We start from the raw sequence: 14,650 nt of genomic DNA on the forward strand, positions 1-14,650 counted from the left end.
AAAAAACTCCATCTTCCCTCCGCGTGCATCAGCGTGATCCGCGGGCTTGGGGGGGGCCGGCGCAGGACTCCGCGCCCGGCGCTCACACGGGATCGTTCAGTTCCCGCAGCGCGTCGAAGACCAGCCGTTCCCACGCGGCCGTCCGCCGGCGGAACCGGTCCACGAGCTCGATGCCGATCTCGAACCGGTCCGCCTTCCGGTCGCAGCGGATCGTCCGGCCCGCCAGCTTGAAGACCCGGCCGCGCTCCGGCAGGGCGATGTCCACGTACACGGTGGCGCCGACGGAAAGCGTCTGCCCGCAGGCGAAGTTCAGGCCCGCGGCGGAGACGTCGCGAAGCATGCCGCGCAGCCGGGTCCCCGCCGGCGTGCCGCCGTCCGGGCCGCGCACGACCAGCACCTCCGCCGGCCGCTCGAACTTCAGGCGGCGATGCCGGCGCTGTTCCCGGATCGGACTGGACCCCGGCACGGTCATATTTTCTTCCCCTTAATAAGGAAAGATACCCGGGCTCCAGGTACCCCTTTCAGGCCTTAACGCTTAAGCCGCTCGCGCGTAGTGTTGCAACATATTGATAGTAAATTAATTGCGCGCTGTGTATTTCCGTGAAAAAAAATCCAAAAAACAGCTTTACAGATCACCCTGCCAACCTCTATTTTAGCGCTATGTGAAGGAAGAGGTTTTTCCTTCGTGTCGGTAAACAAAAAGTGGAGGAATGATCGGATGAAGAAACTATTGATTGGAGCGTTGGTGTTGGGCTTGGCATCGGCGACGCTGGCGGATGTGATCTTGGGCTATGATTTTGCTGGCACCACCACCGATCCGGAGCTGGCCAATACCGTGGCCGCGAACGTGACCGAGAATTCGGGCTTTGCCCGGACGGGCCTGGGCGCGTCGTCCTCGGCGAACGCCTTCGGCGGCAACGGTTGGAATATCACGGACACGTTCGCCGAGGGTGACGACTACATGAGCTTCTCGCTGACGGCGGACTCGGGCTACGGGTTGACCCTGACCGACCTGACGTGGTCGCGCATCAATGCATCGTCCACGGGCCCGAGCAACGGCCGGTGGGGTTACCGCATTGGCGCCGGGGCCTGGACCTATCAGTCTGATTTCGGCGTCACCGTCGCCAACGCGAGCGGCTCGTGGGACTTCGCGGACATCGAAAACACCACGTCCACGGTGGAGTTCCGTTTCTGGGCCTATGGCGCGTCTGGCGCCAGCGGCACGACGAGCTCGGCGGCGACCGGCAGCGTCACCTACCGCAACTCCGTCGCGGGCGATGACCTGATCCTCAACGGGTCGGTCGCGGTGATCCCGGAGCCGGGCGTGCTGGCGCTGATGGCGTTCGGCGGTCTGGCGATTGTCCGGTTTGCCCGCCGTCGCGCGGCGTAAGAATCCGAATTCTAATTCGGTAAAAAAAAGAGCGCCTTCGGGCGCTCTTTTTTTTATTTTAAGCGTCATGAACAAACTGAAAGCAGCCTTTGCGTTCGCGGGCGTGCTCGTGCTGGCCTACCTGGCGCTCAACACCCTGGCGTTGGACGCGTCCGTGCGGGAGTATGAAAGCCGGTTTGTGCCGGTCGTGGAAAACGACCTCGCCTCGGTGGAAAACGGAAGACTCTTTTTCGACAACGATGCCTGCTACTGGATCACGTACGCGCGCGAGATGGCGCGCACGGGCGCGTGGCGGATCCGGCATACCGACATCGACAATACGCCGTACGGGCGGCCCGTGCACTGGAGCCAGTCGGTCTCCTGGCTCCTGCTGGCGGCGGGGTATCTGCGGAATCTGTGCACCGCCGAGGGCCTCGCCGGCGCGATCGAGAGCGCCGCCCTCTGGGTCGAGCCTTTTCAAATGGCGCTCCTGGTCCTGTTCAGCGGATGGCTCCTGTTCCGGCGCATGGGCCTGGTGCCGGCCGTGCTCTGGATGTTCAACCTGGCGACGATCACCACGCTCCAGTGGTATTTTCACCCGTTGCGCCCCGACCATCATGGCCTGCAGATCGGGTTCCTGTTGGGCAGCCTGCTATGCCTGATGCTGGGCGGGCTGGGCTGGGTCTCGGCCGCCGAGGGGCCTCCGTTCCGGCCGCAGTGGTTCCAGCCCCTGGCGCTGCCGCCGGCGAAAACGGCCCGAGCCTATTTTATCGCGTCGGGAATTCTCGGCGGCCTCGGCGTATGGACCGGCGCCACGGTCCAGCTGTTCGGCGTCGGCATCGTCGCCCTCGGGGCAATGCTGTTGATCTTCTTCATGCCGCCCCGGATGAAGGAGGAGGAATCGTCCGCGGTGTATCAACCCTGGCTCTGGCGCACGTGGGCCCTCGCGGGCGCGACCACGAGCCTGGCGATGTACCTCGTGGAATACGCGCCGGCGTTTTCCGGCCTTAAACTCGAAGTCATCCATCCGCTCTACGCCTTCACCTGGCTGTGTGGCGGCGAGGGCATGACCCGCCTGGCGCATCTCAAAACGCGAGGCGCGCGCCGGCCGGCGCGCGAGGTCGCGATGATTGTCCTGCTCGCCCTCAGGGCGCTGATCCTACCGGCCATGATCTGGCTGGGTCCCGCGAAGTGGCACGTCATGCACGATCCCCTGATGAAACGCATGCATGCGTATATCCTGGAATTCCTGCCTTACACCCGGAGCTACAACCTGAAATTCGCACAGATGGTTTTCGCGAATTTCGGCTTTCTGCCCCTTTTCCTGTTGGCGGCCCCCTTCCTCACCGGCAGCCGGAAAACGAACCTGTATGAGTGGGCCCTGCTCTGGATGGCTTTCCTGCCCGCCCTGGCCTACGCAATCCTGCTGCAGGTTCAGGCGCGCTGGATAGGTTTTCTTGCCGGGGCGCTGCTGCTGCAGGCCATGGTGGCCATGGCCATCCTGGCGCGGCACCGCGCGGCGGGCGGCCGGGCGAGCCGCCTGGCCCTGGCGGTCATGGTGGTCCTGGCCGTGCAGCCGATCCTCTTTGTGCGCGGCCAGGTCCAGGGCCGGGCCGCCCGGCGGGAACCGCGCCACCTGGACAACGAACTGGTCAAGAGCATCCTGCAAAGACAGTTCGCGGCCCGGCTGGGCGCCTTGAATACGAACGGGATCTTCCGCCTGATGTGCGAGCCGGACATGGCGGCGCGCCTGTACTACCACGGCGGGCTGCCCAGCGTCACCTCGTTCTACTGGGAGAACCTGGACGGGCTTCGCGCCGCCACGGAGTTCTTCTCGACGCCGGACATCGAGAAAGCCCGCCGGATCCTGCAGGAACGCGGCATTACGCACGTCGTGATCCCGCGGACGGCCGAACTGGCCCACGTGTTCCATTTCTTCCAACACGGCTTCCTCTCCGAGAAGGGCGCCCGTGATTCGATGGCCGGCCGCCTGCTGACCCAGGCGGACCAGTTGCCGCCGTGGATCCGCCGCGACCGGGAACTGGAGAAGTTCCTCCAGCCGGGCTACACCTTCGCGGGGACGCCGTTCTTCAACACACTTAACGTGTTCACCGTGCATCCGGATCGTTTTCACGACGGCGCCCCGCCGCCGGACCGGGAGAAGGAAGACGGCCTGTAGCCGGGCCGATAAAAAAAGGTTGTCCGCGAGACGCGCCTTCCCTACGCTGGCCCGCATGCAAGCGGAAATGCCGGAGGGCGGGCAACGGGTCCTCGGGCCTCGGTGGCTCTTCCTGGCCTGCCTGGTCGTCGCCGTGGGTTTTGTGATCGGGATCTCTGTCGCCTGGGACCGGGCGGCGCGGACCTACGAGTCCTATTTCGACCCGGTGCCCGGCGGAACGCCTCCCCCCGAAACGAGCGGCCGCGTCTTCCTCGATGGTGACGCGTATTTCTGGATCGCCCACGCCCGGGAAATGGTCCGCACGGGCGCCTGGCGGATTCGGCATACCTTCATGGACAATGCCCCCTTCGGCCGCCCCGTGCATTGGAACCAGTCCGTTTCGTGGATACTGCTGGCGACCGGATGGCTGCGGCATGTCCTCGCGGGCGAAGGATGGAACGAGGCGATCGAAAAGGGCGCGTTGTACGCGGGGCCCGCGCAGTGGATACTCCTCCTGTTCGCCCTGGGCCTGATGCTGTATCGGCGGGTGGGCGCCGTACCCGCGGGGCTGGCGGTGCTGACCCTGGCTGGAATGCAGAGCCTGCAATGGGTGTTCCATCCGCTCCGGCCGGACCACCACGGCCTGCACATCGCGCTCCTGCTCGGCAGCCTGTCCTGCCTCATTCTGGGCGGCCTCGGCTGGGTATCCACGCGTCCCGCAACGGCGCGCAATCCCGCCTTCTTCCGGCCGCTTGAATGGCCCGACGCGGCTTCGGCCCGCCTCTATTTCGGGTTGTCCGGCTTTCTCGGGGGCCTTGGACTGTGGACCGGCGCCACGGTGCAGATCCTCGGGATCGGCCTGGTGGCGGTCGGTGCGCTGCTGCTTGTCTTCTTCATGCCCCCGAGCCTGAAGAAGGAGGGGCAGGACAGGGCGGCCTACGTTCCCGGCTTGTGGCGGCGGTGGGGCGTGACGGGCGCCGCGACCAGCCTCGCCTTCTACGCGTTGGAATACCTGCCGGGCCACGCCGCGATGCGCCTCGAGGTCAACCATCCGTTGTACGCGCTGACCTGGTTCTGCGTGGGCGAAATCCTGGCCCGCGTTTCGGCGTGGCGGCTGGGGCTGGCCCGGTTGAAACGAAAGGATCTCTGGATTCTCGGCGCGCTGGTGGCGGGCGCGCTCGCGCTGCCGGTCCTGCTCGCGGCGGGGCCGGCCGAGTGGCACTACCTGCGCCAGCCGTGGGCCTGGCGGATGTCCCGGTTCATCCGGGAAACGCGGCCGATTCGGGAATTCCCCGGGCAGGGTGTCCTGGCGACGCTGCTCCTGCAGGCCGGCTTGCTGCCCCTGTTCCTGCTCGCGGCGCCCGCCCTCGCCGGGCCGAGGCACACGCGTTTGTATGAGTGGGCCGTCCTCTGGATGTCCTTCCTCCCGCCGCTGGCCTTCCTGGTCGCCGGCGTGATGCAGGTCCGCTGGCTGTCGATGTTCTGCGCGACCTCGGTATGGCTGATGGCCGTCGTGCTGGCCCTGGCGTGGCGCTTGTCCGAAGCGCGTCCCGCGCTCCGGTCCGCGGTCCGCGCCGGCCTGGTCCTGCTGGCCCTCCAGGCACTTCTCCTGGCCCGCCTCCAGGTCCGGGAGGTCGCGGACATCGCCGCCGGCCGGGTGGCCTACGATCCGCTGATCCGGGGGCAACTGCAGCGTCTCTTCGTGGCGCGGCTCGCGGCGTTGAATGCCGACGGCCGGCTCCGCGTGCTGACCGAGCCGGATCTCGCGGGACCCCTGTACCATTTCGGCGGGATGTCCGGCGTGGAGTCCTTCTACTGGGAAAACCGGGACGGCATGGCCGCGGCCACGGCGTTCTTTTCCGATCCCGGCGATGCGGAGGCCCGCGCGGTCGCGCGCGAGCGCGGCCTGACGCACGTCATCCTGCCGCACACCCCGGAAATGGCGCACCTGTTTACCTTCATGCGCGAAGGCCGGTTCTCCGAGGAGGGCGCGCGAAAGGCGATGGCCGGTCGCCTCGTGTCGAAGCCGGACAAGCTCCCGCCCTGGATTCACAAGGACGAGGAGCTCGCGCGCCGGATCAGGCCGGAATACGACTTCCGCGGCCGCCGGGCCGCCGGCGCGATCGACGTCTTCCGCCTCGACCCGCCGTAGCCGGCGTCGTGGCCGCTGGCGGTCCGCGGCTTCACGGCGCCGACAAAAAGACATCCAGCCTTTCCGCGATGAGCCGGTGGGCCGTCTCGTTGGGATGCGCGTCGAAGCGGCTCGCGATCAGGTCCCGCGGCGCATGTCCGTCAAGAAGGGTCAGCAGGTCCAGGTGCGGCACGCCTTCCCCGTCCCAAAACTCGGCCAACTGCTTGTGAATGGCGCGGAAGGGATAGGATTCCGCTGCGTAATTGAAAAAGGGCTGCGTGGCGACGACCAGGCGGCCCCCGGCGTCCTCGACGGTCTGGCGCAGCGCCCTCAAGCGCTCCTTCTGCTCTTCCCACACCGGACCCGCATACGCCGCCGCCACCTCGCGCCCGTAGTTCCGGACCTCCATGTCCGTCAGCATCTTCATCCGAAAATAGAACCAATTGAGCAGGAAGCTGTGCTGAAAATAGCCCGTGGGATGGAACGTTCGGCGGATGCGCTCCATCATCCGCTGCCAGGCCGGGTTGATGTCGCTGATGTCGTTCAGGTTGTACATCAGGACGGCGGTACGGAACTCGAATCCCCCCTCGACGAGGTGCCGCAGTTTCTCCGTCTGGTGGCCGGTGTCCCAGCCGTTTCGGGCGAAGAGTTGGATATCCTGCTCGGGATGGCGGGCGCGGTACAAGTTGACATACCGGTGCCGGATGTTTCGCACGCCCGATCCGGCGGTGAACGAGTCGCCGATGAAAATCATCCGCGGCCGGCCCATCGCCGGCTTCAGACTATATTGAATCACATCGTCACGCAGGCCCTGCGCGTTGAGCTGCCCGTAACGCGATAGCCATGTCTGGGCCATGCGGTGGGCCCCGAAGGAATCGGTGACGTCGGCAAAGTGACGGCAGTAGATCTCCCCGGCCAGCAGGCCGGCGAACAGCAGGGCCAGCGAGAGCAGCAGGTTGGCCGCGGCGATCCGCATCCAGCGCGCGGGCAGGCGGCGATGCCATCGGCGGAAGTACACCGAGGCCAACCCGCCTGACCCGCCGGCCGCGAGGATCAAGTACAGCAGGGCCGCGGCATCGCTGGAAGGGGAAAGGGGATTCACGGGATCAATTCCGCGGCGCGGACAGCAAGGCGTCCACCTGTTCCGCGATGAGCCGGTGGGTTTTTTCGTTGGGATGGGCGTCGAACGGGTTCACCGTCAGTTCCCGGGGGCTCCGCCCCTCGAGCAGGGGCAGGAGGTCCAGGAACGCTACGCCCTCTGCGCGCCAGAAAGCGCCGATTTGTTCGTGGATGGCGCGATACGGGTATCGTTCCGCGGGATAGCTGAAATACGGAAGCAGGACGACTGCCAGGCGACCGCCGCCGGATTCGACGACGCGCCGCAAGGCGCGTAGCCTTTCCTTCTGCTCCTCCCAGACCGGTCCGTCGTAGGCCTCCAGGACTTCGTGCCCGTAGTGACGGAAGTGGGGGTCGGTGATCGTCTTGATCCGGAACAAAAGCCAGTTGAGAAAAAAGCTGTGCTGCAGAAGCCCGGTGGGTTCGGCGCCCTCGATGACGGCCACCAGCCGGGTCCACGCCGGGTTGATGTCGCTGATGTCGTTGAGTACGTACATCAGGCACAAGGTGTGGTAGACATAGCCCTGCCGGGCCATGTCGCGCAGGCATTCCAGTTGGTGCCCGCTTTCCCAGCCGTTCTCGGCGAGCATGTGCACTTCCTGTTCGGGATGCCGGCGCCGGTACAGGTTGCAGAAGCGATCCTCCACGTTCCGGATGCCGTGGCCGGCGGTAAACGAGTCGCCCATGAAAACCGTGCGTTGTTTCCCGGCGGGCGGCCGGAGGGTATAGGGCCAGTAATTGTCGCGCATGCCTTGTGGATTGACGATCCAATGGCGTGCCAGCCAGGCCCGATGGACCCGGCTGAATCCGAACGCATCCGTCGTATCCACGATGTAGCGATAGATGTACTCGCCGACCAGGAGGCCGACGGCCGCGATCCAGAGCCCCATCACCAGGTTGCCGGCCAGGACACGGGCAACCTGGGATCGCAGGCGGTGATGCCACCGGGTGACGAAGGCCACCGCGGCCGCCGTCATGGCTAAAGCGAGAGCGGCGAACAGCAGCATCACCAGGGAATCATTCATGCTGTGGCGCAGGGGGGGGCCGGTTTGTGTCCAGGCCGCGGCGGATAGGGGATGGAAGGCATGGATTTCCTTTCCTACTCTCGCCAGGGCCGGCCGCCGCGGAACTGGTCGAGGCGCGCCCGGGCTTTGGCGATCTGGTTGGTTTCGCCCTGCTTCTGGGCTTGGTTCAGCGCCCGGCGGGCCGTGGCGACGGCCTCGCTGAATTGGCTGGCCTCCGCGTGGGCGGCGGCCAGCGTCGCCAGCAGGGAGGCGTTTTCATGGCCCAGAACCTCCAGGGCCTGCCGGGCCATCGCGACCGCTTTCGGCCCGTCGCGTAGGGCGGGGTTGGTGGAGACCGCCATGACCCATGCGGCATTGTTCAGGGCGAGGGGATGATCCGGTTGGCGTTCCAGCACGCGCAGGCTCAAGGCCAGGCCCTCGGCGCCGTGGCCCTTGCGGATCATCATGGAGGCCAGGGCGTTCCATGCCTCCATCGGGTTGGTTCGGCGCCGCGCAAAATCGTCGAACAGGTCCATCGCTTCCCCCGCGTGGCCAAGTTCGATCAACGTGGATCCGAGATTGGCCGCCGCCATGATGAAGTCGGGATCCAGGCGCAGCGCCTCCCTGTAATGGGCCAGCGCCTCTTCGCTCCGCCGGAGTTCGCACAGGCAATTGCCCAGGTTGTTGTGCGCCAAGGCATTGTCCGGCTGCAGGCCGAGGGCTAGATGCAGGTGCTCGATGGCCTCGTCGAGGCGCTGGCTGCGCGCCAGGGCCGTCGCGAGATTCACGTGCCCCTGGGCGAAAGCAGGCTGCAGGCGCACGGCGATCCGATGCTGGACCAGCGATTCCTCGGTCCGGCCCAGGATGTCCAGCGCGATGCCGTAGTTGCTGTAGGAGGAGACATAGGTCGGGTCTGTACGGATCGCCTCCCGGTAGTGCTCGAGGGACTCTTCGTGTCGGCCCATGTCGAAGTAGATGACCCCGAGAGTGTTGTGACTTTCCGCGAGATAAGGCGCCACCCGCACGCCTTCCCGGGCGGCCGCCAGCGCTTCGTCGGCACGACCGGCCTTGCTCAACGCCCGGGCGAGGTTGCTCCACGCCCGGCCGTTGGCGGGCCGCTTGAGGGCCGTGTCGCTCCACAGGCGGATGGTGTCCTGATACGCAAGGTGCCGCTGCCGGCTGGCCAGGCCCAGGGCCAGCGCCCAAAGAGCGATGATCCACGCGAACGTGGTTCGAGTTTGCGCGGCCGGCTGCCGGAACCACACGTGAAGGGCTTGGTAAATCCCGAGGGCGAAGAGAATCACCAGGCTGGCCAGCGGGACATACATGCGGTGCTCGGCGACGGGTTGGCCTATGACCGGGAAGAAGCTGGACGAGGGGGCTAGTATCCCGAAAAAACACAACCCGATGAAGCCCAGCCGGGGGTGGCGCTTCAGCGCCCAGACCAAGGCCAGAAGAGCGAGCAACACCAGCAGCAGAGAGACCCATATCTCGGCCGGCCGGTCTATCATCTGGACCCCGTAATCCACGATGAGCGGGTGTGGCCACAGCGCCAGTCCGGTCATGTGGACAAGGCTCCAGGCCTGGGTCAGCGGATACATCCAGAAGGCTTGGGTCACGTGTCTCTGGCCGGACAGGTGTGGCGAGAAGGCCAGTTGCCGGCCCACGGGCCAGATCAGTGTGGTGGCCAGCAGGAGGTAGAAAACGCCCCGCTTGCGGAGGGTTTCCTTCCAGGACGCGGAAAGGAAAATGCGATCATAGGCCAGGGCCAGGAAGGGCGTCGCCGCCATGCTTTCCTTGCTTCCCATGCCCAGCAGGCAGGCCGCGACGGCGCCGAGTCGCCACCAGCCTTGCCCCTGCCGGGCCGTGACCGAGCGATGCACCATGTACATCGTGAGAAAGAAAAAAAGGCCCATCATAATTTCGGGGCGTTGGGAAAGATAGTTCACCGCCGAGGTGGCCAGGGGATGAACGGCCCAGATCAGCGCACTCGAGAGGGCCCACAGGCGGGCTTCGCTCTCCTCGCGGCCGGCGGCGCGAAAAGCGAGGCCGAGAAAGCCGAACAGGCTCAAGGCGGCGGCGGTATGAAACAGGACGTTCGCGATCCGGTAGCCGCGCACCTGGCGCCCGCCCATCGCGTAATTCACGCACAGGGTCAGGTTAGCCAGGGGGCGCGTACAGAAGGTCATTTCGCCGGGCGGTGGATTCAATGCGGCCGAGAGCGGCCACAACCGGCGGATGGCGGGGTTCTCCACGATGCTTTCCGTGTCGTCGAAGAAGAACGGCCCGTCGAGCGCGTTGCCGTAGGCCACCGCCACCGCCACTACCAGGATCAGCGCCGGCAGCCAGCGGGGGCTGTCCAGCCAGGATCCGGCCTGGGAATTTCCAATCATTGGGAAAACGGTAGCGGATTTTTCCCGTCATGGGAAAGCAAAACCACGACGCGCGGGAACGGGTTCACTCCGCCAGCCGGGCCAGGACTTCCATCTCGCCGGACCGGCCCGTGGCGAGATGGGTCGCGGCGACGAGGCCCGCGCCGAGGATCACCAGGGGAATATAGAACCAGGCCTTCCGCGGGAGTGCGCGCAGGTTCAGGCGGTCCGTGATCCAGTTGCAGGCGGACACGGCGAAATCGCCGGGATCAAGGAGCCCGGCGACGGACTCGATGCGGAATCCGCCGCGCTCGCACAGCGCGCGCAGGCTGTCCGGATCGAGGAAGAACTGGTGGCGCGGGATCTGCAGGCCGTTCCAGTGCCGCGGGAAAAGCCGGCGCCAGGGGGTCGTCCAGTTCGGCACCTGGAAAAGCAGGACGCCGCCGGGCTTCAGCAGCGCCCGGATCCGGCGCAGCGTCTCCGCCGGGCGCACCAGGTGCTCGAGCACGTGGTACATCACCACGGCGTCAAATTGCCGGCCCATTTCCATCCGATCGAAATCGGCCTCGTGCAGGCGGATCCGGCTGCCGGGTGGGAGCCGGATATTACGGGTGCTCAACTCGATGCCGACCAGTTCCGTCGAGGATGGAAGCGCCCGCTCCAAGTATGCCAGCAGGTTGCCGTCTCCACATCCGATCTCCAGCAGGGACGCCGGGGGAGAGCCGCCATTGTGACGAAGAAGCCGGCGCAACCGCAGCCTGTACCGCGCGTTGAACAGGCCGCGCAGCAGGGGATTGACGGCCCGGTTGAACCGCACGTGGTAGTTCTCATCGTAGCAGGCGGGCAGCGACGCCTCGTCAGGCCGGGTGGACAAGTAGATGAGCCGGCATTGCCGGCAGCGGGAGATGGCGTACTCGCCCTGGATGTGGTTCTCCACGTCCCGAAGGCTCTCCAGCAGCATGTCGCCTTCCGAATGGCCGCACAAAGGACAGGCGCTTTGCACGATGTTGAAACTCACGCTCATCTGGTCAGCCCAAGGCCTGTTCATGCTAGCCGCTCGCGAATCCCGCACGAGGCGTCACTATCCCCTTTTTGGTCCTCCTCTGCAATGACCTCCTGCATGGCCGTGCCAGCGGCAGTCGAGTTCGCGCCAGAAATCGTTTGGTTTAATCCAAAACAACGGCAATACTGCCGTATACAATCGTATATTATTGCCGCATAATATGTGTTTTCGGTTTGTTCGCATTAATCGGTTGTCTTATCCATGCTGTGTTGGGTGGCGGCATCTGCTTACATAAGGAGAAGGACATGGCAGAGGAACTCAATCCGTTCAAGGTAGCGCAAGCGCAGTTTGACGAGGCGGCGGAAGTACTGGGGTTGGAGCCCGCGATGCGGGAATTGCTCCGCTGGCCGCGCCGGCAGTACCAGTTCACGATCCCTGTGAAGATGGATGACGGCTCGACGAAGATCTTCCACGGCTACCGCGTCCAGTACAACGACGCCCGCGGCCCGAACAAGGGCGGCATCCGCTGGCACCCGGACGAGACGATCGACACGGTCCGCGCCCTCGCGGCGTGGATGACCTGGAAATGCTCGGTCGTGGATATCCCGCTCGGTGGCGGCAAGGGCGGCGTGACCTGCGATCCGAAGAAGCTCTCCGACGGCGAGAAGGAGCGCCTGGCCCGCGGCTGGATGCGTGTCATGGCCCGCGAGCTCGGGGGCTTCCGCGATGTGCCGGCCCCGGATGTCTACACCACGCCCCAGATCATGGCCTGGATGATGGACGAGTTCGAAGTGATCACCGGCTGCGCCCACCCCTCCGTGATCACGGGCAAGCCCTTGGCGCTCGGCGGCTCGCAGGGCCGTGGCGACGCGACCGCCCGCGGCGGCGTCTACTGCGTCCGCGAGGCCTGCAAGGCGCTGGGCATCAACCCGAAGGGCCGCTTCGCGATCCAGGGCTTCGGCAACGCCGGCCAGTTCGCCGCGCTGCTGCATCCCGAGATCCTCGGCGGCGGCACGCTCGTCGCCGTCTCCGACACCAGCGGCGGCGTCTACAACCCGAAGGGGCTTGACCCCCGCGCGATCGTGGACTTCAAGCTCAAGACCGGCAAGGTCACGGGGTTCCCCGGCGCCGACCCGATCAGCAACGAGGACCTGCTCGAGCTCGAGGTCGAGGTGCTCTACCCGGCGGCCCTCGAGAACATGATTACCGAGACCAACGCGGACCGCGTCCGGACTCGCATCCTGTGCGAGCTGGCCAACGGCCCGACGACCCCCGAGGCGGACAAGATACTGCACGTCAAGGGCGTCCACGTGATCCCGGACTTCCTGGCCAACGCCGGCGGCGTGACGGTGAGCTACTTCGAGCAGGTGCAGGGCACGTACAACTACTACTGGACCCTCGAAGAGGTCTACAAACTCCTCGACCAGAAGATGACCGGCGCCTATCAGGCGGTCCACCGCATGCACAAGGACAAGAAGGTCCACATGCGCCTCGCCGCCTACCTCGTCGCGGTCAGCCGCGTCGCGGAAGCGGTCAGCCTGCGCGGGTGGGTGTGAGACGGGGTGTGAAAGTTTGAAGGTGTGAAGGTGGCGCGGCGCCGGCAACGGCGCCGCGCCTGTTTCCCGGCGGCGGAGCGCCGGAACTACAGGGGAGAAACGCTGTAGCTCCGCCGCTCTGTCGGCGGAGCGGGCCGATTCTTCTACTCCACGACCACCCGGTAGAACCACGGGCCTTCCGCGGCGGCGGTGGTGTCGGTGTGCGTGTTCACCGGCGGGTCGGCCGGGATGCCGGATTGGAAAGGGCTGAACGCGCTCGAAGCCAGGTTGGTGGTCCGTTCGAGCCGGTAGGTCCGGCCGGCGAGGCTGTCCCATCGGACGACGGGAAATTCGTCCGGCGTTTCGTCCGGCGTTTCGATCTGGAAGAAAGAGGAGGCGTTCGTCGGGTGGCTCCCGGCATAGACCTCGTCGCCGTCGTTCATCGAGTCGTCGTCGGAATCGGGATCGAGCCGGTCCGTGCCCATCGGGGCCTCGTCGCCGTCGGAAAGCCCGTCGCCGTCGGCGTCCTCGTAGCGGCTCCAGAGGGACGATTCGAGCGCGCCGATGTCCGCGATATCGTTCTGCCGGCGGCCGTTGAAGGCGAGGTCCTGCGCGCCGGACATCCAGGCCTGGTTGGTGGCGCGGTTGATGCAGGGCGAGTTGGTCGAGAGCCGGAAGTCGCCGCCGGCGAGGTCCACGAACGCGGGGTCGTTCGTGACCGTGCCCGCGCCGAAGCCGGAGTTGGGCACGCAGCTGTACAGCACCGAGCCGCCGTAGGCGTTGGTCAGGTCGCCGCCGGTGTTGTGGTAGACGATGGAATTGAGGCTCGTGCCGCCCATTTCGTAGAAGTAGATGCCGCCGCATTCGCCGCCGGTGTTGTGGACCATCGTGCAGCTTTCGGCCCGGCCGCCCGTGCGCATCATCATCGCGCCTCCCCAGCTCAACGTGGTGTTGTTCCGGATCAGGCTGCCGCGGACCACCCCGCCCCGGTAGTAGAACTTGACCCCGCCGCCCTGCCACAGGCCGAAGTTGTTGGAGATGAGGCAGTTGACCAGCAGGCCGCCCTGGTGCAGGTAGGCCCCGCCGCCCTCGCCCTCGAGGTTGTTGGTGTTGGCGGTGTTGCCGGCGATGAGGCAGTTGGCCGCCGTCCCGTTCGTGAAGATCGAAATGCCGCCGCCCTGCATCCAGGACAGGTTGTTCACGAGCTGGCAGTTGCTTACCACGCCGCCGACCTCGCAAGCGACGCCACCGCCCCGCGCGCCCGCGGTGCCGCCGACGAAGTTGTTCGATATCACGCAGTTCACCACCAGCCCGCCCTCGTACATGCAGACCCCGCCGCCCGCCGTGGTCGCCCGGTTGCCGCGGATGACGCAGTTGCTGATGATGCCGAGCGAGAAGACGGCGGCCCCGCCGCCGTAGTTGGCGCCCCGGTTGCCCGTCAGGATGCAGTCGTTCAGCCGCCCCCATCCTCCGACCAGCGCCCCGCCGCCGCCCTTGTAGGTCAGGAACCCGTCGCCGACGCAGTTGGTGATGGTGAACCCCTCGACGGTGGCGTTGCTGATGATCACCCCCCGCTTGTTGCCCAGGCCGTTGATGGTCGTGACGTCGGGTCCGTTGACGCTGCGCAGGGTGATGCCGTTCGTCGCCGCGAGCATGGTCAGGCCGTAGGGGGAGACCGATTTCCCCGCGCCGGTGTACGTGCCGTTGGTTACGAGGACCAGCCCGCCCGCCGCCGCCTGGTTGATGGCGAACTGGATGTTGGTCGAGGCCGTCGCCCAGTTGGTGTACGGCGCCGCGGGCGTCGGGTTGGCCACGTTGACGTAGTGCGTGGCGGCGCGGAGGGAGACGCACAGGCAGAGTAGGGGCGTCGCTTGCGATGCCCGCCGCACCAGCCGCGGGATCGCCGGCCCTTTCAACGGGCGCCGGCGAGCGGCGCCCCTACGCAGGAGGCTGGGTGTCATG

At 66.1% G+C, this 14,650-nt stretch carries 10 protein-coding genes; 4 read left to right on the forward strand and 6 right to left on the reverse strand.

What is annotated here, in order from left to right; all coding sequences use genetic code 11:
- Positions 1-82 precede the first annotated feature (82 nt).
- Positions 83-472: a PilZ domain-containing protein gene (locus KA248_03115; protein ID MBP7828890.1), complete on the reverse strand. Its 390-nt coding sequence runs from the start codon at positions 470-472 to the stop codon at positions 83-85.
- Positions 473-718: 246 nt separating this feature from the next.
- Between KA248_03115 and KA248_03120 the strand changes: the two genes are divergently transcribed.
- The 3 genes from KA248_03120 to KA248_03130 all read left to right on the forward strand — a co-directional run bounded on the left by KA248_03120 (position 719) and on the right by KA248_03130 (position 5,679).
- Complete coding sequence (locus tag KA248_03120) at positions 719-1,390, forward strand: hypothetical protein (protein ID MBP7828891.1); 672 nt, start codon at positions 719-721, stop codon at positions 1,388-1,390.
- 67 nt (positions 1,391-1,457) lie between these two features.
- Positions 1,458-3,548 (forward strand): hypothetical protein, encoded by a 2,091-nt coding sequence (locus tag KA248_03125; protein ID MBP7828892.1) that lies wholly within the window; start codon positions 1,458-1,460, stop codon positions 3,546-3,548.
- 55 nt (positions 3,549-3,603) lie between these two features.
- Entirely contained in the window at positions 3,604-5,679 is a 2,076-nt protein-coding gene (locus KA248_03130; protein MBP7828893.1) for a hypothetical protein, read from the forward strand.
- A gap of 31 nt (positions 5,680-5,710) precedes the next feature.
- Here the strand turns inward: KA248_03130 and KA248_03135 are convergent, their stop codons facing one another.
- From KA248_03135 to KA248_03150, 4 genes are all read right to left on the reverse strand, one after another.
- Positions 5,711-6,760 (reverse strand): SGNH/GDSL hydrolase family protein, encoded by a 1,050-nt coding sequence (locus KA248_03135; protein ID MBP7828894.1) that lies wholly within the window; start codon positions 6,758-6,760, stop codon positions 5,711-5,713.
- A gap of 4 nt (positions 6,761-6,764) precedes the next feature.
- A complete protein-coding gene (locus KA248_03140; GenBank protein MBP7828895.1) occupies positions 6,765-7,799 on the reverse strand; it encodes a hypothetical protein in 1,035 nt (344 codons plus the stop codon).
- Positions 7,800-7,873: 74 nt separating this feature from the next.
- A complete protein-coding gene (locus tag KA248_03145) occupies positions 7,874-10,171 on the reverse strand; it encodes a tetratricopeptide repeat protein (protein ID MBP7828896.1) in 2,298 nt (765 codons plus the stop codon).
- A 64-nt stretch (positions 10,172-10,235) separates the two neighbouring features.
- Complete coding sequence (locus KA248_03150) at positions 10,236-11,198, reverse strand: class I SAM-dependent methyltransferase (GenBank protein ID MBP7828897.1); 963 nt, start codon at positions 11,196-11,198, stop codon at positions 10,236-10,238.
- Positions 11,199-11,458: 260 nt separating this feature from the next.
- Here KA248_03150 and KA248_03155 point away from each other — a divergent pair, with 260 nt between their 5' ends.
- Positions 11,459-12,709, forward strand: coding sequence for a Glu/Leu/Phe/Val dehydrogenase (locus tag KA248_03155; protein ID MBP7828898.1), 1,251 nt, complete (start codon positions 11,459-11,461; stop codon positions 12,707-12,709).
- Positions 12,710-12,852: 143 nt separating this feature from the next.
- Here KA248_03155 and KA248_03160 read toward each other — a convergent pair whose 3' ends face one another.
- On the reverse strand, positions 12,853-14,649 hold the full coding sequence (locus KA248_03160; GenBank protein MBP7828899.1) for a hypothetical protein: 1,797 nt from the start codon (positions 14,647-14,649) through the stop codon (positions 12,853-12,855).
- Between the last annotated feature and the right edge of the window lies 1 nt (position 14,650).

The sequence above is a fragment of the Kiritimatiellia bacterium genome, assembly GCA_018001225.1.
Classification (GTDB): domain Bacteria; phylum Verrucomicrobiota; class Kiritimatiellia; order CAIQIC01; family JAGNIJ01; genus JAGNIJ01.

Excerpts from the sequence above, each read along its gene's own strand:
- KA248_03115 (MBP7828890.1), bottom strand. The coding sequence starts at position 472 with ATGACCGTGCCGGGGTCCAGTCCGATCCGGGAACAGCGCCGGCATCGC.
- KA248_03120 (MBP7828891.1), top strand. The coding sequence starts at position 719 with ATGAAGAAACTATTGATTGGAGCGTTGGTGTTGGGCTTGGCATCGGCG.
- KA248_03125 (MBP7828892.1), top strand. The coding sequence starts at position 1,458 with ATGAACAAACTGAAAGCAGCCTTTGCGTTCGCGGGCGTGCTCGTGCTG.
- KA248_03130 (MBP7828893.1), top strand. The coding sequence starts at position 3,604 with ATGCAAGCGGAAATGCCGGAGGGCGGGCAACGGGTCCTCGGGCCTCGG.
- KA248_03140 (MBP7828895.1), bottom strand. The coding sequence starts at position 7,799 with ATGAATGATTCCCTGGTGATGCTGCTGTTCGCCGCTCTCGCTTTAGCC.
- KA248_03145 (MBP7828896.1), bottom strand. The coding sequence starts at position 10,171 with ATGATTGGAAATTCCCAGGCCGGATCCTGGCTGGACAGCCCCCGCTGG.
- KA248_03150 (MBP7828897.1), bottom strand. The coding sequence starts at position 11,198 with ATGAACAGGCCTTGGGCTGACCAGATGAGCGTGAGTTTCAACATCGTG.
- KA248_03155 (MBP7828898.1), top strand. The coding sequence starts at position 11,459 with ATGGCAGAGGAACTCAATCCGTTCAAGGTAGCGCAAGCGCAGTTTGAC.
- KA248_03160 (MBP7828899.1), bottom strand. The coding sequence starts at position 14,649 with ATGACACCCAGCCTCCTGCGTAGGGGCGCCGCTCGCCGGCGCCCGTTG.